Origin of the sequence: Pandoraea oxalativorans (genome assembly GCF_000972785.3) — a bacterium.
Lineage (GTDB): Bacteria > Pseudomonadota > Gammaproteobacteria > Burkholderiales > Burkholderiaceae > Pandoraea > Pandoraea oxalativorans.
This window is the reverse complement of record NZ_CP011253.3, coordinates 123,753-144,593: the sequence shown is the minus strand read 5'-3', so window position 1 is coordinate 144,593 and position 20,841 is coordinate 123,753. Positions and strand designations below refer to the sequence as shown.

At 63.6% G+C, this 20,841-nt stretch carries 16 protein-coding genes; 6 read left to right on the top strand and 10 right to left on the bottom strand.

Translation table 11 applies throughout. The features are described from left to right. Window positions 1-42: 42 nt before the first annotated feature. The 4 genes from htpX to def form a co-directional block, all read right to left on the bottom strand. Window positions 43-903, bottom strand: a complete 861-nt coding sequence (gene htpX / locus MB84_RS00600; RefSeq protein ID WP_046290350.1) for a zinc metalloprotease HtpX — start codon at window positions 901-903, stop codon at window positions 43-45. 236 nt (window positions 904-1,139) lie between these two features. After that, window positions 1,140-2,117 (bottom strand): methionyl-tRNA formyltransferase, encoded by a 978-nt coding sequence (gene fmt, locus MB84_RS00595; protein WP_046290349.1) that lies wholly within the window; start codon window positions 2,115-2,117, stop codon window positions 1,140-1,142. Window positions 2,118-2,212: 95 nt separating this feature from the next. Continuing rightward, window positions 2,213-4,003: an ArnT family glycosyltransferase gene (locus tag MB84_RS00590; protein ID WP_052652816.1), complete on the bottom strand. Its 1,791-nt coding sequence runs from the start codon at window positions 4,001-4,003 to the stop codon at window positions 2,213-2,215. Window positions 4,004-4,166: 163 nt separating this feature from the next. Next, complete coding sequence (gene def, locus MB84_RS00585; protein WP_046290348.1) at window positions 4,167-4,670, bottom strand: peptide deformylase; 504 nt, start codon at window positions 4,668-4,670, stop codon at window positions 4,167-4,169. A gap of 129 nt (window positions 4,671-4,799) precedes the next feature. Here def and dprA point away from each other — a divergent pair, with 129 nt between their 5' ends. The 3 genes from dprA (at window position 4,800) to MB84_RS00570 (ending at window position 9,630) form a co-directional block, all read left to right on the top strand. Further along, entirely contained in the window at window positions 4,800-6,254 is a 1,455-nt protein-coding gene (dprA, locus tag MB84_RS00580) for a DNA-processing protein DprA (RefSeq protein WP_211279329.1), read from the top strand. 116 nt (window positions 6,255-6,370) lie between these two features. Then, the gene (locus MB84_RS00575; protein WP_046290346.1) at window positions 6,371-6,760 is read left to right on the top strand and encodes a thioredoxin family protein; all 390 of its coding nucleotides are present in this window, start codon (window positions 6,371-6,373) and stop codon (window positions 6,758-6,760) included. A 161-nt stretch (window positions 6,761-6,921) separates the two neighbouring features. After that, a complete protein-coding gene (locus tag MB84_RS00570; protein ID WP_046290345.1) occupies window positions 6,922-9,630 on the top strand; it encodes a DNA topoisomerase III in 2,709 nt (902 codons plus the stop codon). A gap of 125 nt (window positions 9,631-9,755) precedes the next feature. On the opposite strand, the gene MB84_RS00565 is transcribed toward MB84_RS00570, so the two are convergent. Then, the gene (locus tag MB84_RS00565) at window positions 9,756-10,718 is read right to left on the bottom strand and encodes a LysR family transcriptional regulator (protein WP_046290344.1); all 963 of its coding nucleotides are present in this window, start codon (window positions 10,716-10,718) and stop codon (window positions 9,756-9,758) included. A gap of 582 nt (window positions 10,719-11,300) precedes the next feature. Here MB84_RS00565 and hemN point away from each other — a divergent pair. Then, window positions 11,301-12,710, top strand: a complete 1,410-nt coding sequence (gene hemN, locus MB84_RS00560; protein ID WP_084009539.1) for an oxygen-independent coproporphyrinogen III oxidase — start codon at window positions 11,301-11,303, stop codon at window positions 12,708-12,710. Window positions 12,711-12,847: 137 nt separating this feature from the next. On the opposite strand, the gene MB84_RS00555 is transcribed toward hemN, so the two are convergent. After that, the gene (locus tag MB84_RS00555) at window positions 12,848-13,045 is read right to left on the bottom strand and encodes a YbdD/YjiX family protein (RefSeq protein ID WP_039394580.1); all 198 of its coding nucleotides are present in this window, start codon (window positions 13,043-13,045) and stop codon (window positions 12,848-12,850) included. Between the two features lie 38 nt (window positions 13,046-13,083). Further along, window positions 13,084-15,150, bottom strand: a complete 2,067-nt coding sequence (locus MB84_RS00550; protein ID WP_046290343.1) for a carbon starvation CstA family protein — start codon at window positions 15,148-15,150, stop codon at window positions 13,084-13,086. A 410-nt stretch (window positions 15,151-15,560) separates the two neighbouring features. Between MB84_RS00550 and MB84_RS00545 the strand changes: the two genes are divergently transcribed. Together MB84_RS00545 and MB84_RS00540 are read left to right on the top strand one after the other, a co-directional pair. Continuing rightward, the gene (locus MB84_RS00545) at window positions 15,561-16,949 is read left to right on the top strand and encodes a cache domain-containing protein (protein ID WP_046290342.1); all 1,389 of its coding nucleotides are present in this window, start codon (window positions 15,561-15,563) and stop codon (window positions 16,947-16,949) included. Continuing rightward, entirely contained in the window at window positions 16,946-17,578 is a 633-nt protein-coding gene (locus MB84_RS00540) for a response regulator (protein WP_039394571.1), read from the top strand. Before MB84_RS00545 ends, MB84_RS00540 begins: the two co-directional genes overlap by 4 nt. Window positions 17,579-17,610: 32 nt before the next feature. Here the strand turns inward: MB84_RS00540 and MB84_RS00535 are convergent, their stop codons facing one another. The 3 genes from MB84_RS00535 to MB84_RS00525 form a co-directional block, all read right to left on the bottom strand. Continuing rightward, entirely contained in the window at window positions 17,611-18,030 is a 420-nt protein-coding gene (locus MB84_RS00535) for a type II toxin-antitoxin system VapC family toxin (protein ID WP_046293255.1), read from the bottom strand. A 28-nt stretch (window positions 18,031-18,058) separates the two neighbouring features. Continuing rightward, entirely contained in the window at window positions 18,059-18,259 is a 201-nt protein-coding gene (locus MB84_RS00530) for a hypothetical protein (RefSeq protein ID WP_157122597.1), read from the bottom strand. A 256-nt stretch (window positions 18,260-18,515) separates the two neighbouring features. After that, a complete protein-coding gene (locus MB84_RS00525) occupies window positions 18,516-20,402 on the bottom strand; it encodes a phosphoenolpyruvate carboxykinase (GTP) (protein WP_046290340.1) in 1,887 nt (628 codons plus the stop codon). Between the last annotated feature and the right edge of the window lie 439 nt (window positions 20,403-20,841).

The window sequence follows — 20,841 nt, the reverse complement described above, 5'->3', positions numbered from 1 at the left end:
GGGCATGGGAGGGTAACTGGACGGCTGTCGGCCGACAGGATATCAGACGGGGTATTGGCCGGTGCGGGCCATCTCCATCAGACGCGCCACGCGCTCTTCGGTCGCCGGGTGGGTCGAGAACAGGTTCGCGAGCCGCCCGCCGGAGAGCGGGTTCATGATCATCATCTGCGCCGTGGCCGGGTGCTGCTCGGCCGTATCGAACGGAATCCCCTGCGCGTAACGATGAATCTTGTCGAGCGCCATCGCGAGCGACTGCGGGTCGCCCGAGATCTCGGCGCCGCCACGGTCGGCTTCGAATTCACGCGCGCGCGAGATTGCCATCTGGATCAGCGAGGCGGCCAGCGGCGCGAGAATCGCCACGGCAATGCTGGCGATCGGATTGGCCGGACGGCCGTTTTCGTCGCGTCCGCCGAAGAACATGGCGAAGTTGGCGAGCGCGGAAATCGCACCGGCCATCGTGGCGGAAATCGTCGAGATGAGAATGTCGCGATGCTTCACGTGGGCCAGCTCGTGCGCCATCACGCCACGCAGCTCACGCTCGGAGAGCACGCGCAGAATACCGGTGGTCGCGGCCACCGCAGCGTTCTCCGGATTGCGGCCGGTCGCGAACGCATTCGGGGCGTCCTCGTTGATCAGATAGACCTTCGGCATCGGCAGGCCCGCACGCTGCGACAACTCCCGCACCATGTTGTAAAACTGCGGCGCGCTGGTCTCGTCGACTTGCTGCGCGTTGTACATGCGCAGCACCATCTTGTCCGAGAACCAGTACGAGAAGAAATTCATTGCGAGCGCAAACGCCAGCGCGAGCATCATGCCCTGCTTGCCGCCGATCATGCCGCCCACCACCATGAACAACGCGGTGATGGCCGCCATCAGCAGGGTGGTCTTCATCCAATTGAACATAGTGTTCTCCTCTGCAAATCCTTGATGACCTCATGGATCACGCACTTTGCGTGTCCTCGGGCGTTAGATGGCGTCGGTGACCGAAAATTCAACGTCCCTGGCGGCGGTGTCGTCTAATTTTAAGACGTTCACCGGGTTTGCACGCGACTTCGAAGACGTTTTACGTCATTTTCGCGCTGTTTTGATGTCCGGAACGTCGCAGCCCAAAATCCGTCGGAAGGCTCGGGACGCGCAGCTCAGTTCGCCGCGCCAGCCGCAAAGACGTCGCCCGTCGCCAGCGCAAAGCCCGCCAGGAACTCCCGCACCGGCAGGCGCTTGCCGCCCGGCTTCTGGCACTCGGTCACGCGCAGCGCGCCTTCGCCGCAGGCGATGACGATGGCGTCAGCGCTCACTTCGAGCACCGTGCCGGGGGCATTGCCCGGCTTGCCCGCCACGGCGCTCGCGCGCCAGAGCTTAACGGGCGTGTCGTGCAGGGTGCCCAGCGCACCGGGGAATGGGTCGAACGCCCGTACCTGCCGTGCCAGCGTCTCGGCCGACTTGTGCCAGTCGAGCACCGCTTCCTGCTTGGCGATCTTTTCGGCATACGTGACGCCCGCCTCGGGCTGCGCTTCGGACGGCAGATGGCCGTCTCGCGCGAGCCGCTGCAACGCCTCGACGATCATCTTCCCCCCCAGCGCCGCCATACGGTCGTGAAGCGTCGCCGTCGTATCTTCGGGATCGATGGGTTCGGCTTGGCGCGAAATCATCGCGCCGGTGTCGAGTCCGGCGTCCATCTGCATGATGGTGATGCCGGTCTCGGCGTCGCCCGACTCGATGGCACGGTGAATCGGCGCAGCGCCGCGCCAGCGAGGCAGCAGCGAGCCGTGGATGTTCAGACAGCCGTAGCGCGGCAGATCGAGCACTTCCTGCGGCAGGATCAGGCCGTAGGCCGCCACCACCATGACGTCGGGCGCGAGTCCACGCAATTGCTCAATGGCCGCTGCGGCTTCTTCCGGATACTTGCCGTGACGGCGCAACGACGGCGGCTGCGCCACCGGCATGCCGTGTTCCTGCGCGTAGCGTTTGACGGGGCTCGCCTGCAGCTTCATACCGCGTCCAGCGGGACGGTCAGGTTGAGTGAGCACCAACTCCACAGGGAAGCCAGCAGCATCGATGGCGGCGAGCGCGGTTTGTGCGAATTCCGGTGTACCGGCGAAAACGATGCGAAGCGTCATGATGGACTTCCTCCTGCGGGGTGCTGACGGGGTGCTGGCGTAATGCCTCGGTGATGCTGATGCAATGCCGGAGGGTGTCCGGCGGATGCGACGACTTACTGAACGGTGACGGGCGCCGCCGAAGCGGCGGAAGCCGTGGCGGGTGCGGCCGGCACGAATGCCCGGAAACGCTCGTTCGTGTCGCCTGCGCGGCCACCCTGCCAGATCTCGCGCCATGCTTCCGGCACGGCGATGCGGGACGCCGCCTTGTCGAGCACCAGCAGCGTGTCGCAGCGTGAAGCGTCATCGAGACTGGGGAGCTGCACCGAACGCACGTCGATGAAGTAGTCGAGCATGGCCCGCTCCGATTCGCCCACGTTGAACGATCCGATGCAAGCGCTCGCTCCGGATGTGCCGACCTGCGTCGAATTCGTTGCCTTCATGGCTTTCGTTGCCCGCGGCACTTGCGACAGCGCCTCGTCCAATGCGGCGAACGGCGTGCGATAGCTGCGCGCTTCGTTGACCCACGGCAGCAGCAGCGTCGAGAGCGTTCCCCAGACGAACATCAGCCCCGCGAAACCGAATACGAGTGCGCCCAGCGCACGGCGATGCACGATGGCCGTCACCCACAATGCCGCGATCACGAGGCCTGCGAGGAACAAGCCCGGCGAGAACGGCAACACGTAATCGAGCGGCAACCATTTGCCGATCGGCCCCGCAGCGACGTGTCCGTTCCCGGTCAATTGCAGCCCCCAGCGCACCCAGAGGAACACGCCGAGCACGCTCATGAGCACCAGCGCCACACCCGACCACGTCTTCTCCAGCCACGTCGGCAGACGCACGCCTGCGCCCAGCACGGCGATGGCCGGGAAGAGCGACAACATATAGATATCGCGGATGGCCGACGACACCACCAGCGTCAACACAAACAGCACGGCGTAGAGCCACAGCATGGCGAGTTCCGGGCGTTCGCCGACAAAGCGTCGCAGACGTCCGCGCGCGCCTTGGCGCAACTGCGAAATCAACGCCCCTACGGCGAGCCAGCCCGCCGGAAAGGTCAACCCAAGCAGGCTGGTCACGTCGTTCCAGTACGACTTGCGTTCGCCCCCGAGATGCACAAAGCCGAAGAACCGGCCGAAGTTGTTATCCCAGAACCACTCGATGAATAGCGGCTCGGACGCGTGCCAGAACAGCACCGGCCAGACAATCAGCCACGGCAGCGATGCGAGCAACGCCCAGCCGAGTGCCGCCGCGTAACGACGCGTGCGATACGCGGGCAGCAGGAAGGCGGCCAGCGCGGTGAGGCCCAGCACACCGGGCACGAGCAAGCCTTTGCTGAGGAACGCAATGCCAGCGCCCGTACCGAAGAGCAGCCCCCACAAACGCGCGGCATTCTCCACCCGGGCCAGACGTGCGAGCGCCGCCAGCGCAAGTGCGGCACCGGCCAGTTGTGGCACGTCAGCCGTGAGTTTGTGAATGTTTTCGATGGCCCCGAAGCTGCCGAGCATGAGCATCGGCGCGAGCCAGTTGAAGGTGTCGGTGCCGTAAAGGCGCTGCGCCAGACGTCCTACGCAGATCACGGCAATGACGAGCCACGCGAGCACCGCGAACTGCGCACCCTGAAACACCGGCAGCACAGTGGAAGTCGCACGCGCGAACAAGGCCCCCGTCCAGTACATGACGGGCGGCTTCTCGACGAACGGATCGGCTGCCACGCGCGGCACGATCAGATCGTGCCCCCGGAAGAAGTTGAGCACCATACCGACCGAATACGGTTCGTCGGCTTTCCAGGGGTCGCGGTCGAACAGGCCCGCGAGCAGGAACGCGAACAGCAGTGCGGCGCTCAGCCAGAAAACAAAACGGGTACGGGAAGACGGCGTAGGCGGCGTAGGCGTGGCGATGGACATCTCGTCAGACAGTCGGGGTGATTGGCCCGACGGCAGACGTTCGAGACGCCCCGTCGCAGCAGCACAAGGCGGGCGCATGGCCCGCGAGCGCTGCAAGTATAGAGGACTTTACCGGGCGCGCCCAAACCTGATGGCACGCGGCCGATGAGGTGCGCCGCGGCGATCAGGCGCGTTCGGCCTGTTTCTTCATCTTCGCCTTGATACGGTTGCGCTTGAGCGGCGAAAGGTACTCGACGAACACGCGTCCCTTGAGGTGATCCATCTCGTGCTGAATGCACACGGCGAGCAGATCGTCTGCGTCGATGACGAACTTCTCGCCCTTCTCGTTAAGCGCTTCGACGCGCACACGATCCGCGCGCTCGACTTCGTCGTAAATGCCCGGCACGGAGAGGCAACCCTCTTCGTAGACCTTTTGCTCGTCGCTACGCCACACGATCTTCGGATTGATGAACACGCGCAGTTCGTCGCGCGTTTCCGAGAGGTCCATCACGATAACTTGCTCGTGGACGTCGACCTGCGTGGCCGCGAGGCCGATGCCGGGGGCGTCGTACATGGTCTCGGCCATGTCCTTGACGAGTTGACGAATCCGGTCGTCCACCTCGATGACCGGCTTGGCCACCTTGTGCAGACGCGGATCGGGATATTGAAGAATTGTCAGTAATGCCATGATGAAAACGGGAATTCGCCGCATTGCCCTGCAGACCGGCGCACACGCAAAATCGTGTGATCACGCAGGCGTACGGCGATGTCTGTCGCGCGCCCCGTTTGCTCTGGCCCCCCGGTCAATGCTTACCGGATGATGAAAAATTTTAGCATAGCGCTATCTTCGACGCTGGCGGCCGACGCGCCCCCTGCCACCCGTGACGCCCGTCCCGCCTGCCTCACGAGCCATTCCCGTACGTCGGAGAACGAGCATTGCGCTCACTTCGGGGTGACGCGCCCCGTTGAACGGATCGGTGCGGACCGGGAGGAAATCAACGACTGGTTGCGCCTGTGCCACACACCGGGCGTGCCGCCAGCGGCCGTCCGACGTCTGCTGGCCGCCTTCGGTCCGCCCAGCGCGATCTTCACAGCCTCGCGCGGTGCGTTGTCCGACGTGGTGCCGGTCGATGTCGTCGGACGGTTGCTGGCGCGCACGTCTGCCGAATTGTCGACGCAAATCGCCACTACGCTCGAATGGGCGGGTCGACCGGGATGCGCCGTCGTCACTTTGTCCGAAACCGCCTATCCGCGCGCGTTGCTCACGCTCGGAGATCCACCACCGATCCTGTACTGCCGGGGAGACGCGACACTGGCCAACCGGTCGGGGGACGGCGGCGAGCGGGCCGTGGCCATTGTCGGCAGCCGTCGCGCCTCGGCACAGGGACGCGACGACGCAAGGCGCTTCGCCCGGGTGCTGGGGGACGCCGGCGTCGCCATCGTGTCGGGGCTTGCCGCCGGGATCGACGCGGCCGCCCATGAAGGCGCACTGAAGACGTGCGGGGGCACGTGGGCGATCGTCGGCACCGGCGCGGACATCGTCTACCCAACGCACCATCGCGCACTGGCCGAACAGATCGCCGAACGGGGCCTGATGCTGTCCGCGTTTCCGATCGGCACACCGCCCCGGCCCGAGCATTTCCCCCGCCGTAACCGGCTGATCGCGGCACTCGCCCGGTGTACGGTCGTTGTCGAAGCGACCACGCACTCCGGCTCCCTCATCACAGCGCGCCTTGCCGGTGAACTGGGACGTGACGTCCTCGCCGTCCCCGGATCGATCCACTCGCCGCACAGTCAGGGCTGCCACGTACTCATACGGGACGGGGCCACCCTCGTCGCTTCGCCGGACGATGTGCTGGAAGCCCTCGGCATGACGCCGTCCGCCCCGGCACACCCCGTGCGTGGCGAGCGCAAGCGTCGGCCCCGCCCCTCACCCGCCCGGGCGGGTAGCGAAACGCCGGATCACGGCAAACGGAGCGCTCAAGGCGGCAATGACGCGGCGCCCCCGCTGCCGGGTGCCCACGTTAGCCGGAAGCCGCCCGAGGTAAAGGTAGAGGCGGACGTGAGCACAGTCGGACCGACAAACGGCCCGGGGGGCACGGCAGCGGTTCTCGATGCGCTGGGGTATGATCCCGTCAACGCGGACACCCTCTGCGAGCGCACCGGCCTTGCGATTGCCGACGTGCTGGCGCAACTGGGCGCACTGGAACTCGGCGGCCATGTCGCCCGTCTGCCGGGCGGCCGGTTCGGTCGACTGACTTTGGCTGACTGACTCTGGCTGACTGACTCTGGCTGACCGATTCCGGCCCACCGAAGTCCAGCCACGAGGGTCGAACATCGCGCATCCGTCCGTCCCCCCCAAACACAGCAACCGATATCACCGACACCATGCCCGTTTTCGATCCCGTCGCCGACCGTACTGCACTGGCTGCCGCGCTGGCCGGGGGCAACACGCGTCTCGTGGCCTGTCTGTGCGCGGCGTGGTGCGGCACCTGCCGCGAATACGCGCAAACCTTCGAGCAACTGGCCGCGAAGCACCCGGAGCTATGTTTCGTCTGGGTGGATATCGAAACGCACGCCGACTGGCTCGACGACCACGACATCGAGAATTTCCCGACGTTGCTGGTTCAGGACGCACCGCAATCGCCCGGTCAGGCCCGCTTCTTCGGCCCGGTGCTGCCGGCCATCGGGATTCTCGAGCGCATGCTCGACGCCGACGTACTGGGCAACGCCACGGTCGCGGCCCCCGCGCTGCGCGAGCATCTGCGGGCCGCGTGAGCCCGCGTCGGGCCCACCCTTGCCGACGGCTTGCGACGCGCTTATGATGTGCCGCTTTCAGGCACGCCTTGTGCCCGATCCGACGGCAACGCCGGATTGGCTATATGTTATAAAGCCAACGAATGTCGCTTGGCGACACCCCCTCAACATTACCTAACGTCATGTCAAAAGCTCTGATCATTGCCGAGAAACCGTCCGTCGCGAATGACATCGCGCGGGCGCTGGGCGGCTTTACCAAGCATGACGAGTACTTCGAGAGCGACGATTACGTCGTCTCGTCGGCGGTTGGCCACCTCGTCGAAATCGGCGCGCCGGAAGACTATGAAGTCAAACGCGGCAAGTGGAGCTTCGCCAACCTTCCCGTGATTCCCCCGCACTTCGACCTCAAGCCGATCGCCAAGAGCGAGTCGCGTCTGAAGGTGCTCACCCGTCTCATCAAGCGCAAGGACATCGATGTCCTGATCAACGCCTGTGACGCGGGACGTGAAGGGGAACTGATTTTCCGTCTGATCGCGCAGCACGCGAAGGCCAAGCAACCGGTCCAGCGCCTGTGGCTTCAGTCGATGACGCCACAATCGATTCGCGACGGCTTCAAGCGTCTGCGCACCGACGAAGACATGCTCCCGCTGGCCGACGCTGCGCGCAGCCGTGCCGAAGCCGACTGGTTGGTCGGCATCAATGGCACGCGCGCCATGACGGCGTTCAACAGCAAGGGCGGCGGCTTCTTCCTGACGACGGTCGGTCGCGTGCAGACGCCGACGCTGTCGATCGTGGTCGAGCGCGAAGAGAAGATTCGCAAGTTCGTGTCGCGCGACTATTGGGAAGTCAAAGCCGAGTTCGTCGCTGCAGCGGGCTTCTACGAAGGCCGCTGGTTCGACCCGAATTTCAAGCGCAACGAATTCGATCCCGAGCAGCGCGATTCGCGTCTGTGGAGCGTAGCGGCCGCCGAGTCGGTCGTCGCCGCAGTGCGCGGCAAGCACGGCACCGTTACGGAAGAATCGAAGCCGTCGAGCCAGCTCTCGCCGCTGCTGTTCGATCTGACCAGCTTGCAGCGCGAAGCGAACAGCCGCTTCGGTTTCTCCGCAAAGAACACGCTCGGTCTGGCGCAGGCGCTGTACGAAAAGCACAAGGTGCTGACGTACCCGCGTACCGACGCCCGTGCGCTGCCGGAAGACTACCTGGAGACCGTCAAGGAAACGATGACGGTGCTCAAGGAGAGCAACAACTATCATCAGTTCGCCAATCAGGTCCTGAACAAGGGCTGGGTCAAGCCGAACAAGCGGATCTTCGACAACAGCAAGATCAGCGATCACTTCGCCATCATCCCGACGCTGCAGGCGCCGAAGAACCTCTCCGAGCCGGAGCAAAAGCTGTACGACCTCGTGGTCAAGCGCTTCCTGGCGGTGTTCTTCCCGGCCGCCGAGTATCAGGTGACGACCCGCATCACGGAAGTGGTCGGTCATCACTTCAAGACTGAGGGCAAGGTGCTTGTGCAGGCCGGTTGGCTTGCGATCTACGGCAAGGAAGGCGCCGACGACGGCAAGGACGCGAAGGACACCAAGGAAGACCAGCCGAATCTCGTGCCGGTCGCCAAGGACGAAAAGGTCGGCGTCGACAAGGTCGCGGCCGTCGGTCTGCAGACCAAGCCGCCCGCACGCTACAGCGAAGCGACGCTGCTTTCCGCCATGGAAGGCGCGGGCAAGCTCGTGGAAGACGGCGAGTTGCGCGAAGCGATGGCGGGTAAGGGTCTGGGCACACCCGCCACGCGGGCAGCCATCATCGAAGGCTTGCTGACGGAAAAGTACCTCGTGCGCGAAGGCCGCGAGCTGCATCCGACGGCCAAGGCGTTCCAGTTGATGACGCTCCTGCGCGGCCTGGGCGTGGACGAACTCACGCTGCCGGAACTCACGGGCGAATGGGAAGCCAAGCTCTCGCAGATCGAGCGCGGCGGCCTCAAGCGTGACGAGTTCATGCACGAAATCGCGCAAATGACGCAGACCATCGTCAAGCGCGCGAAGGAATACGACTCCGACACCATCCCCGGCGATTACGCGACGCTCACGACGCCGTGTCCGCACTGCGGCGGTGTGGTCAAGGAAAACTACCGCCGTTTCGCCTGCACAAACTGCAACTTCTCGATCTCGAAGATCCCGGGCGGACGTCAGTTCGAAATCCCGGAAGTCGAAGAGCTGCTGCAGAACAAGACGATCGGTCCGCTGTCGGGCTTCCGCAGCAAGATGGGACGTCCGTTCTCGGCCATCATCAAGCTCTCCCCGGATGACGAAATGGGCTATAAGCTCGAATTCGACTTCGGCCAGGACAACGGCGACGAAGATGGCGAAGCCCCGGACTTCACGGGTCAGGAACCGGTCGGCCATTGTCCGAAGTGCAACGCTCGCGTGTTCGAGCACGGTATGCGTTATGTGTGCGAAAACGCCGTAGCGAATCCGAAGACTTGCGACTTCACGTCGGGCAAGGTGATTCTCCAGCAGGAAATCACGCGCGAGCAGATCCACAAGCTGCTCACCGAGGGCAAGACGGACTTGCTGACGAACTTCAAGTCGTCGCGCACCGGTCGCACGTTCAAGGCGTATCTGGCCAAACAGAAGGACGGCAAGATCGGCTTCGAGTTCGAGGCGAAAGCCCCGAAGAAGACCGCGGCGAAGACCGGCGACGGCGACGCGAAGGGTGACGAAGGCGACGAGAAGGCCACGCCGGCACGCAAGACGGCGTCGAAGACCGCAGCGTCCAGGGCACCGGCCAAGAAGGCGGCCGCCAAGAAGACGACGGCCAAGGCCAAACCGGCGACCAAGAAGGCAGCGTCGAAGTCCGACGATGCCGCCTTCGACGAAGACGACGCACCGTTCTAAGTGCGTCACGCCTGCGATGAAGCCCGACGGCTTCATCGGACCGAGGCAAAGAAAAACGGCCACCTCCTCGCGGAAGTGGCCGTTTTGCCATCTGACGCCAGCGGCTGACGTCGCGTCAGGCTGCGTTACGTCTGAATTTCGGTGGCAGCGTTCGTCGACATCTTCGGCGGCACCCAGCGCTCGGCGGCCGAAATACCTTCGTTCTGGCGGAAGTACTCGACCGTCAGATCGATGAAGCCACGCGTTTTTGCCGACAGATACTTGCGGCTCGGATAGACGAGCGAGACGTCGATGGGTGTCTGCGAATAGTTGCGCATCAGCGCCACGAGATCGCCGTCGCGCACGTCGTTCCCCACGAGGTACGACGGCAGGAACGCGATACCATGCCCGAGCAACACCGACTGACGCAGCAGCGCCGTGTTGTTGCAGATGAGCTTGTTCTGCACACGCACGCGCACTTCACCGTCCGGGCCGGCAAACACGCGGTCGTCGCTCCAGAACTCGCTGGGCAGGCCCAGCACACCGTGCTCGCCCAGTTCTTGCGGCGTGACCGGCTCACCGTGTTCGGCGATGTACGCGGGCGAGGCGCATAGCATGACACGCGTCTCCGCGAGCACACGCGAAATCAGGCTTTCGCTGTTGATCATGCGCGTGAGCAGAATGCCGCAGTCGTAACCCTCTTCGACCAGATCGACGGCCCTGTCGGTTAGCGTGAGATCGACCACGACCTTCGGGTGCAGTTCCTGATACTTCTTGACCAGCGGCGCGAGATTGCGCAGCCCGAACGACACGGGCGCGACGACCTTCAAGGTGCCTTTGGGGTCACGTGACGCACTGGAGATGAGGGCATCGGCCTCGTCGACTTCGTCGATGATCTGCCGGCAGCGCTCGAGATACACCTGACCGGCGCCGGTCAGCGACAGGCTGCGTGTGGTGCGGTTGAGCAAGCGAACGCCGAGATGCGATTCGAGTTCTGCGACGTGCCGCGTGACCACAGCGGCGGACAAATCCATCTGGGCGGCCGTACGGGCGAAACTCCCGTTATCGGCCACTTTGACGAAAACGCGCATCGATTGCAGACGGTCCATGTTGTTTCCAATCGTGATGTGCCGCGTCGTTCCGGCAGAAGCGCATATTGGCGTATGCGCGTATGGGCAGACCGGCAAGCTGCCAGCACTGCGGATACCTGGGGAAACTCGCTAAAACCCGCGGGCACCGGTCGGACCGCCGCCCCGGCGGTTCCGGAGCGAGCCTCGCGCGTGCCGCCAGGGCTGTCGACACGGCGGGGACTTCAATAAGGCGCTAGCTTACCGTAGACGACAAAAAATTGCCTGCCGCGGCAATGATTTCGGTGCACGTCAGGCGTGCCGCGCGCGCACCGCGACGCAAGAATCCACTTCCAATACGGCCATTTGCGCAACGACGTCCCACATTGCAGGCGTCTCACGCAGCTTGCATGCCGCCGACACAGCTATTTGACGCAGGTCACGGCGCGGCGCGCGCCGCAGGACTAGAGTCGAATGTCTCCTATTGTTTCGGGCCTCGTCATGAACCCCCTTCCCATTTTGTCGACGCCTTGCGCCAGTTCCCCTGACCATCCGCATGCCAGCAAACCGTGCCCGGGCTGCACGTCCCGCAGTTTGGGAGAGGACCCCGGGCATTCGCGCTGCATGTCCCGCACAGCGCTGCCGTTGCACGCATCGGCCAGTCCTGTTCAGTTCGACGCGCGTCTGTTCGGTCGTTACGACGTGAACGGACCGCGTTACACCTCGTACCCGAGCGCGCTGCAATTCCATGACGATTTCGGTGTGGGCGACTACGCCCGCGCCGCCGCGCAATCCAAGCGCACCGGCAAACCGGTGTCCCTATACCTGCACGTGCCGTTTTGCGACACGGTGTGCTTCTACTGTGCGTGCACCAAGATCGTCACGAACAACCGCGCGCATGCCGACGCCTACGTGACGCGCCTTCACGCGGAAATCGCGCGTCAGGCGTCGCTGCTCGGCGCGGGCCGCACGCTCGCGCAGATGCACTGGGGCGGCGGTACCCCGACGTTTCTCTCGCTGGAACAGATTGCCTCGCTCGTCGACGCCATCAGCCGTCACTTCGTGATGACGCCCGACGACAGCGCCGAATACGCCATCGAGATCGATCCGCGCAGCGCGGGACCGGCGTCCATTCGCGCGCTGCGTGCCCTCGGCTTCAACCGGCTCTCCATCGGCGTGCAGGACTTCGATCCACGCGTGCAGGAAGCGATTCACCGCGTACAGCCTCGCGCCCTCGTCGAAGCGACGCTGGACGCTGCGCGCAGCTGTGGCTTCAAGTCGGTCAATTTCGATCTGATCTACGGTCTGCCGCATCAGACGATCGCCTCCTTCTCGAACACGCTCGACGCCGTCATCGAGATGGCCCCGGAGCGTTTGTCGGTCTTCAGCTACGCGCATCTGCCCGAGCAGTTCAAGATGCAGCGCTGTTTGCCCGACACGCTGCCGGACGGTCCCGAAAAACTCGCGCTCTTGCAAACGATCATCGCGCGGCTGACGGCGGCCGGTTACGTCTACATCGGCATGGATCACTTCGCACGCCCCGACGACGAACTCGCCCTCGCGCAAGCGGCTGGCACGTTGCATCGCAACTTCCAGGGTTACAGCACGCGCGCCGATTGCGATCTCATCGGAGTGGGCATGTCGGCCATCGGCCGTGTGGGCGACAGCTATGCGCAGAACGCCAAGACGCTCAAAGCGTACTACGACGCCATCGACGCGGGCGGTCTTGCGATTGCGCGTGGCGTGCAACTTGATCGGGACGACCATATCCGGCGCGATATCATCTCGCGACTCATGTGTCACATGAGGCTGGACTTCAGCACAATCGAAGATGTCCACGACATCGACTTCGTCGCTTACTTCGCGACCGAACTCGGCGAGCTGGCCGATCTCGCAGCAGACGGGCTCGTGGCCATCGATGCGCACGGATTGCGCGTGCTGCCTGCCGGACGCCTGCTCGTGCGTGTGGTGGCGCAAGTTTTCGACGGCTACCGCCGTAGTGCCGCCAACGCGCGATGCGCCAAGATCATGTGACGGCGACATAACGCAGGCGCCGCATCACGCAAGCCGTCGCATCAACGCACAACGCCCGGTGGGATCTCCACCGGGCGTTTTTCACTCTGGACGGCATCGAGGGGCGATCGATGTCGCGCTCCAATGCGCTGCCGCGTTCAGCAGCAGCGGCCACCGCTCTTGCCGCCGTAGCGCGCTTCCTGTCGCTCGCGGAAGAACGCCTCGTAGCTCATGACCGGCCGATCCGGATGCGTGGCCTGCATGTGCGCCACATACGTGTCGTAATCGGGCAGGCCGACCATCAATCGCATGGCCTGTCCCAGATATCGTCCGACCTTGCCGACTTCATCGAGCATGGGGCGTCCTCCGCTGTGCGTCCGTGTACCTGCCGTTCTCAGACCCGCTGCCCGGCGGGCATCGGCTCGAACGGCGTTTCCTTGGCCGTCGGCTTGTTTTCCCGACGGGCGACGAGGATGGTGCGCACACCGAAAGCCGCGACGGCGACCACGACGAACATGAACACACCGGCAAGCGTCGCGTCGACATAGTCGTTGAACACGATCTGCTGCATCTGTGCGACCGACTTGGCCGGGGCGAGCAGCTTGCCCTCGGCAAGTGCTGCCTGGTACTTCGCAGCGTGGGCGAGGAAGCCGACCTTCGGGTCCGCATCGAACATCTTCTGCCATCCGGCGGTGAGCGTGCAGGCGAGCAGCCACAGCGTGGGCAGCACCGTCACCCAGGCGAAGCGCTCGCGCTTGAGCTTGAACAGCACGCAGGTCGCGAGGATCAGCGCGATGGCGGCGAGCATCTGGTTGGAGATGCCGAACAGCGGCCACAATGTGTTGATGCCGCCCAGCGGATCGACCACGCCCTGATACAGGAAGTAGCCCCATGCGGCCACGCACAAGCCCGTGGCGATCAGGTTCGCGGGCAACGATTCCGTGCGCTTGAGCGACGGCACGAAGGTGCCGAGCAGGTCTTGCAGCATGAAGCGTCCGGCGCGCGTACCTGCGTCGACAGCCGTCAGAATGAACAGCGCTTCGAACAGAATCGCGAAGTGGTACCAGAACGCCATCATCGCTTCGCCCCCCACCACCTGATGCAGGATGTGGGCCATGCCGACGGCGAGCGTCGGTGCGCCACCGGCGCGCGAGATGATGGTGTTCTCGCCCACCGCTTTCGCGGTCGAGGTCAGCACCTCCGGCGTGATCGTGAAGCCCCAACCCGAGACGACTTGCGCCACGGCTTCCGGTGTCGTACCGATCACCGCGGCCGGGCTGTTCATCGCGAAGTACACGCCCGGGTCGATCACCGACGCGGCCACCAGCGCCATGATGGCCACGAACGACTCCATCAGCATGCCGCCGTAACCGATGAAGCGCGCGTTGACTTCGTTATCGAGCAGCTTGGGCGTGGTACCCGACGAGATCAGCGCATGGAAGCCGGACACGGCGCCGCACGCGATCGTGATGAAGAGGAACGGAAACAGCTTGCCTGACCAGACCGGACCGCTGCCGTCGACGAACTGCGTGAGCGCAGGCATCTTCAGCTCGGGGGCGACGACCAGAATACCGATGGCGAGTGCCAGAATCGTACCGATCTTGAGGAAAGTCGACAGATAGTCGCGCGGTGCGAGCAGCAGCCACACCGGCAACACCGATGCCACGAAGCCGTAGCCGATCAGCATCCACGTCAGTTGCTTGCCGTCGAACGTGAACAGCGGCGCCAGCGTGGCGCTGTCGTGCACGCTCTGGCCAAAATAGATCGCGGCCATGAGCATCACGAAGCCGATGATCGAGACTTCGCCGATGCGGCCCGGGCGAATGAAGCGCGTATAGACGCCCATGAACAGCGCAATCGGAATCGTCAGACCGACCGTGAAGGTGCCCCACGGCGAGCCGGTGAGCGCCTTGACGACGATCAGCGCGAGCACGGCCAGAATGATGATCATGATGAGGAACGCGCCGAACAGTGCGATCACACCGGGAATCATGCCGAGTTCGGACTTTACGAGATCGCCCAGCGAGCGGCCGTCGCGACGCGTCGAGATGAACAGCACCATGAAGTCCTGCACCGCGCCAGCGAACACCACGCCCGCGAGAATCCAAAGCATGCCGGGCAGATAGCCCATCTGCGCGGCGAGCACGGGCCCGACGAGCGGACCGGCGCCGGCGATGGCGGCGAAGTGATGGCCGAACAGCACGTAGCGATTGGTCGGCACGTAGTCGAGGCCGTCGTTGTGACGCCATGCCGGCGTCATGCGTGTGCCGTCGAGTTGCGCCACCCGCGTGGCGATGAACTTGCTGTAGAAACGGTAAGCGATCAGATAAACGCAGATGGCTGCGATCACGATCCAGAGTGCGCTGACGGTTTCGCCGCGCGATAGCGCCACCGTGCCGAGCGCGCACGCGCCGACGACGGCCACCGCTGCCCAGGGCAGTTGTTGCCAGATACGATTCATTGTCTCTCCTCGGAACTGCCTGCTTAAGGCAGCAACCCGGGACGGTGCCGTTGCGACACTGTCCCGCCTCTTGGTGTGACACCGTGTCGGTGTCCCGAATCGCAGCGCGGAGCGCTTTCGCTTGCGGATCGCTGACGCGCCCCTCTGTGGGGGTGGCGACAGCGAAGAGATGGCGAAGCGTTTGCCCCTCCCGGTCCGGGCATGCACGCGTGCGGGCGTGCCGGACAACTTGCCAACACCGGGAACAGACTTGCGAGTTACACTCGGCAGCCCCGGCCACGATTCGGCGTGTAGTATTGGCATTTGCCCGACGCGCCACAAGCGCGGAACTACGCAGGTTCGCTACGTGCTAGTACGTAGCGCACACCTTTCAAACCAGCGGTCGCGGCATTGCAGGCTTATCGAATGCCATGAATCTCCGACAGAAATTTTTCGTCCTGTCGCTGCTGCCGGTTGCGTTGGCGATGGTCGCCATCGCGCTTGCCGTGCGACACCAGGGTATTGAGCTATCGCGCGCACAGCACGAGGCCGTACAAACCACATCGCTGGCCAACAAGCGGGCCGAGCTGCTGCATTACGTGGGCCTTGCGCGCAACGCTATCGAGCCGCTTTACGACGGCCCGGATACGCCCGCGGCGCGTGAAGCCGCCCTGGCGACGCTCGCCCGAATGGAGTTCGGCCAGGACGGCTACTTCTTCGTCTACGACCTCCAGGGCCGCAGCCTGATGCACCCGCGGCAGCCGGAACTCGTCGGCCACAATCTCTGGTCGCTCAAGGACGAATCCGGTGCCCCCACGATCCAGCGTCTCATCGCGGCCGCGCGCGCCGGCGGCGGTTACGTTCAATACGCGTGGGAGAAGCCATCGCGCCAGCAACAGATGACACCGAAGCTCGGTTACGTCATCGCCCTGCCGCGCTGGAACTGGATGATCGGCACGGGTATTTACCTCGACGATGTCGAAGCCACCTTGCGCGAATCCGACGATCGCGCACAGGCGAACATCGACCGCACGCTGATCTGGATCACGCTGATCGCATCGTCGTGTCTTGCCATCGTTGGTCTGTGCGGCCTGGTGGTGAACATCACCGAACTCAAGACCGCCGACGCCAAGCTGCGGCAACTCGCGCGTCAGGTCGTAGAGTCGCAGGAGCTGGAGCGTTCGCGCATTTCGCGCGAGTTGCACGACGGCATCAGCCAGTTGCTCGTCTCGGTCAAGCTACTGCTCGAATCGGCGTCGATGCGTCTGCCGGGATCGCCTGCGGCCGCCAGCGCCACACTCGGCGTGGCCATCGACCGGCTGAACGGCACGCTTGGCGAAGTTCGGCGCATTTCGCAAGCGTTGCGTCCCGCAATGCTCGACGATCTGGGACTCGCAGCCGCGATCGAGCAACTCGCCCGGGAGTTCGGCTCACACGCGGGGCTTCCCGTGGAGATGGACGTCGAGGGTGACGCGCCGACGCTCGACGACAACATCAAGACGATGCTCTACCGAATCGCGCAGGAAGCGCTGACGAACATCGAGCGTCACGCGAATGCGTCGCGCGTGTCGATTTTGCTCATTTTCAAATCCGACGGCATTCACCTGTCGATTGCCGACGATGGGCGCGGTTTCGACGTCACCGACGTGCATCACGACCCTCGCCACGGCATCGGCCTGCGCAATATGCGCGAACGGCTCGACGCCGTGGGCGGTGCCCTTGGCATTCAATCCTGGCCCGGCCTCACGACCATCAGCGCGTGGGTCCCGCTCACGCCGGCCGCCGTGAAAGCGACACTTCGCGCAACCACTCGTAAATGATGCAAGCTCACCCCATCCGACTCCTGTTGATCGACGACCACCCGCTGGTGCGCGACGGCCTGCGCGCACGATTCGATGCGGCACCCAACTTGCAGGTCGTTGGCGAAGCGGGCAACGCGCAGGAAGCCCTGACCCGCGCGAAGACGGCATCGCCCGATCTCGCCCTGATGGACATCAGCATGCGTGGCACGAACGGCATCGAGCTGACGGCACAGTTTCGTGAGCAGTTTCCGCATATCGCCGTACTGATTCTCTCGATGCACGACAACGCGGAGTATGTGCGTCAGGCGGTACGTGCCGGTGCGCGCGGCTACGTGCTCAAGGATGCGCCCGCACACGAGATCGTGACGGCCATCGAACGTGTGGCACGCGGCGACGCTTACTACAGCGCCGCGATTGCGGCGCGTGTCGTGCAGGCCTCCACATCGCACGCCCCCATCGATTCGCTCACGCCTCGTGAACGCGAAATACTCACGCGCATTGCGCATGGCCTCGCGAACAAGCAGATCGCAACGGAAATGGACCTTTCCGTGCGCACCGTGGAAACCCATCGCCTCAACATCAAACGCAAACTCGGCATCGAAGGGCAAGCGGAGTTGATCAAGTTTGCGGTGGAGAATCGGTTGTAATATCGTTCGGAAAGCGCCCCCACTTCGCTCGTCTATTGCATAAACGGGTTATATACCTCAACGCCTGTTTTTGAAAAATCCTTGACGTTGCGCGTAACGACGACAAGTCTGTGGACCAGCGCAGTCGCTGCGATGAGCTTATCGATCGGATCTTGTTGATGCGGCACGCGCATGCGCGCCCACGCGTTACTGATCTTCACGTCAACCGGCAGAATGTGGCCGACGAAGTCGTCGTGCATGCCCCCAATCCAGTTTTCGATCAACGCCGCCTGACGAAGATCGTTGCGATGGCGGAGCAGCAAGGCACCGCGACGCAATTCCCCCAAGGTGATAACGGAGAGGTAGGGGCGCCTGGATGCGCTTCTGGTGTGACGATAAAACTGTCGGACGCCAGAATCACCGCCACCACCCTTCCTTAGTTCACTAACTACGTTGGTATCGAGCAAGAACATTGGATTCTCCTGACGCCCCATTGGCGATTCAGTTGATTCGCTCGAAGTCGCTGTCGAGCCCCACGTTAGGGAAACGCGTTAGGGCATCGTAAAAATCGACGAACTCCGGCTCTCGCGCGAAGTAGTTCAACACGCGCAGCACCTCCTGCTCCGGCGTTATGTTCGCCTGCGTCGCGCGCAGTTGAAGCGACCTCATCAGTTGCTCATCAATTCCCTCTATCAACATCATGTGCATAAGTCTCTCCTTCAGTACATAACCCAAAACCGCCACCCAATTCAAACATTCGGATGACGAGATAAATGCTAGCACCGGAGGACTTTCGAAAACCGGCCAGTGCATTGACTGGCGCACCTTTCGGAAGGATCACAAGGCAATGAAAAATCCCGCCGAAGTTTCCCTCGGCGGGATCATGCTGCGGACTCGGGATTACGGCGTCGCTATCGTAGCGCTGACCACATTCGCGATGTAACCATCATCGTCAACGTCACGACTTCAGACGACGCTCGATGTCGGCCTTCGTATCGAGCAGCGCCTGCGGCAGATGATGCTTGAGCGTGTCGAACAGTTCGGCGTGAAGCTTGAGTTCTTCATGCCACGCGGCAGGGTCCATCGAAGTGACGTCGTCGAACTGCGAAGGCGTGAACGACAGACCGTCCCAGTTCAGATCTTCATAGCGCGGCGTAATGCCGAAGGCGTTCTCCGTGCCCTGCGCAGTGCCGTCGATACGACCGAGCATCCATGCCAGCACACGCATGTTCTCGCCGAACCCCGGCCACACGAACTTGCCGTCCGCCCCCTTGCGGAACCAGTTCACGCAGTAGATCTTCGGCAGCGTGGCACCCGTCTTTTCGAGATGCGCGCCCGTGTCGAGCCAATGCTGGAAGTAGTCAGCCATGTTGTAGCCGCAGAACGGCAGCATCGCGAACGGATCGCGACGCACCACGCCTTGCTGACCGGCGGCGGCTGCGGTCGTCTCCGAGCCCATCGTCGCGGCCATGTACACGCCCTCGGTCCAGTCGCGCGCTTCCGTGACCAGCGGCACGGTCGTCGAGCGACGACCGCCGAAGATGAACGCGTCGATCGCCACGCCGGCCGGGTTCTCCCAGTCGGCATCGATCGACGGGCACTGCGACGCCGGCGCCGTGAAGCGGGAGTTCGGATGCGCCGCCTTGCGGCCGGTTTCCTTCGCAATCTCTGGCGTCCAGTCCTTGCCCTGCCAGTCGATCAGGTGCGCGGGCGGCGTGTCGGTCAGACCTTCCCACCACACGTCGCCGTCGTCGGTGAGCGCGACGTTGGTGAAGATCACGTTCTCGCCCAGCGTCGCCAGCGCGTTCGGGTTCGTCTTCTGGCTCGTGCCCGGCGCTACGCCGAAGAAGCCCGCTTCCGGGTTGATGGCGTACAGACGGCCGTCCTTACCCGGTTTGATCCAGGCGATGTCGTCACCGATGGTCTCGACCTTCCAGCCATCGAAGCCCTTCGGCGGAATCAGCATGGCGAAGTTGGTCTTGCCGCAAGCCGATGGGAACGCCGCCGCGACGTGGTACTTCTTGCCCTGCGGCGACGTCACGCCCAGGATCAGCATGTGTTCGGCCAGCCAGCCCTCGTCGCGGCCCATCGTCGAAGCAATGCGCAGCGCGAAGCACTTCTTGCCCAGCAGCGCATTGCCGCCGTAGCCCGAACCGTAGCTCCAGATCTCGCGCGTTTCCGGGAAGTGGACGATGTACTTCGTGCTGTTGCACGGCCACGCCACGTCTTTCGCGCCAGCGGCAAGCGGTGCGCCCACGGTATGCACGCAGGGTACGAACTCGCCGTCGTCGCCGAGCACGTCGTACACGGCACGTCCCATGCGCGTCATGATGCGCATGTTCACGGCGACGTACGGCGTGTCGGACAACTCCACGCCGATGTGCGCGATCGGCGAGCCGAGCGGGCCCATCGAGAACGGCACGACGTACATCGTGCGGCCTTGCATGCAGCCCTGAAACAGCCCGTCGAGCGTCGTGCGCATTTCGGCCGGATCGATCCAGTGATTGGTCGGGCCAGCATCTTCGCGTTTCTCGCTACAGATGAACGTGCGACCTTCCACGCGCGCGACGTCCGACGGATCGGACAACGCGAGGAACGAATTGGGGCGCTTGGCGGGATTGAGCCGCTGCATTTTCCCGGCGGCGACCATCTGTTCGCACAAACGGTCGTACTCCTCTTGCGAGCCGTCGCACCAGACGACACGCTCGGGTTGCGTGATCGCCGCGATATGCGAGACCCAGTCGATCAGTTTGCGGTGACGCACCCAGCCGGGCAGATCACGCGTGGCAACATTGGACGAGGAAGAGGCGTTGAGCGCATTAGCGCTCACACTGGCTTGCGTCATGGGGGTTGTCTCCATGCAGAGTCGGGGAAATCGAAGCAGACGTTGAAGTACCGGCGGGTGCGAGCACCGGTCGTCCTTATATAAGAGCACCATGCAGGCGCCCTGCGTGACCGGGCGGTCCATCCGGTTGGGGATACCGGAAGGACGTCACAGTTGGCGTCTCACTCACCCGTTCCGACTCGCGTTTGCGGTGTGGGTTCGAATTTTTGCCATCGTGTTTAGGCGGTTTCGCCATGGTTGCCAGGACACCTGCCATACTATGCAAAACGAGGCGTCAGCATACCACCGCAAAAATTGCGTCGGTGCTGCGTCGCAACAAGGTAGCGGGAGGGTTGCCCCGTCTCGCGCCAACCACGTCAAGAACAAGTATGCCTGCCCGTGTGGGCGGGCTCCGACAATTGTTCCGTCTGCGCAGAACGTCATCGTTCTGCGTCGATTC

Excerpts from the sequence above, each read along its gene's own strand:
- dprA (WP_211279329.1), top strand. The coding sequence starts at position 4,800 with ATGATGAAAAATTTTAGCATAGCGCTATCTTCGACGCTGGCGGCCGAC.
- MB84_RS00525 (WP_046290340.1), bottom strand. The coding sequence starts at position 20,402 with ATGACGCAAGCCAGTGTGAGCGCTAATGCGCTCAACGCCTCTTCCTCG.
- def (WP_046290348.1), bottom strand. The coding sequence starts at position 4,670 with ATGGCATTACTGACAATTCTTCAATATCCCGATCCGCGTCTGCACAAG.
- MB84_RS00565 (WP_046290344.1), bottom strand. The coding sequence starts at position 10,718 with ATGGACCGTCTGCAATCGATGCGCGTTTTCGTCAAAGTGGCCGATAAC.
- hemN (WP_084009539.1), top strand. The coding sequence starts at position 11,301 with ATGTCCCGCACAGCGCTGCCGTTGCACGCATCGGCCAGTCCTGTTCAG.
- MB84_RS00590 (WP_052652816.1), bottom strand. The coding sequence starts at position 4,003 with ATGTCCATCGCCACGCCTACGCCGCCTACGCCGTCTTCCCGTACCCGT.
- MB84_RS00575 (WP_046290346.1), top strand. The coding sequence starts at position 6,371 with ATGCCCGTTTTCGATCCCGTCGCCGACCGTACTGCACTGGCTGCCGCG.
- MB84_RS00545 (WP_046290342.1), top strand. The coding sequence starts at position 15,561 with ATGAATCTCCGACAGAAATTTTTCGTCCTGTCGCTGCTGCCGGTTGCG.
- fmt (WP_046290349.1), bottom strand. The coding sequence starts at position 2,117 with ATGACGCTTCGCATCGTTTTCGCCGGTACACCGGAATTCGCACAAACC.
- MB84_RS00540 (WP_039394571.1), top strand. The coding sequence starts at position 16,946 with ATGATGCAAGCTCACCCCATCCGACTCCTGTTGATCGACGACCACCCG.
- MB84_RS00535 (WP_046293255.1), bottom strand. The coding sequence starts at position 18,030 with ATGTTCTTGCTCGATACCAACGTAGTTAGTGAACTAAGGAAGGGTGGT.
- MB84_RS00570 (WP_046290345.1), top strand. The coding sequence starts at position 6,922 with ATGTCAAAAGCTCTGATCATTGCCGAGAAACCGTCCGTCGCGAATGAC.
- htpX (WP_046290350.1), bottom strand. The coding sequence starts at position 903 with ATGTTCAATTGGATGAAGACCACCCTGCTGATGGCGGCCATCACCGCG.
- MB84_RS00555 (WP_039394580.1), bottom strand. The coding sequence starts at position 13,045 with ATGCTCGATGAAGTCGGCAAGGTCGGACGATATCTGGGACAGGCCATG.
- MB84_RS00550 (WP_046290343.1), bottom strand. The coding sequence starts at position 15,150 with ATGAATCGTATCTGGCAACAACTGCCCTGGGCAGCGGTGGCCGTCGTC.
- MB84_RS00530 (WP_157122597.1), bottom strand. The coding sequence starts at position 18,259 with ATGATGTTGATAGAGGGAATTGATGAGCAACTGATGAGGTCGCTTCAA.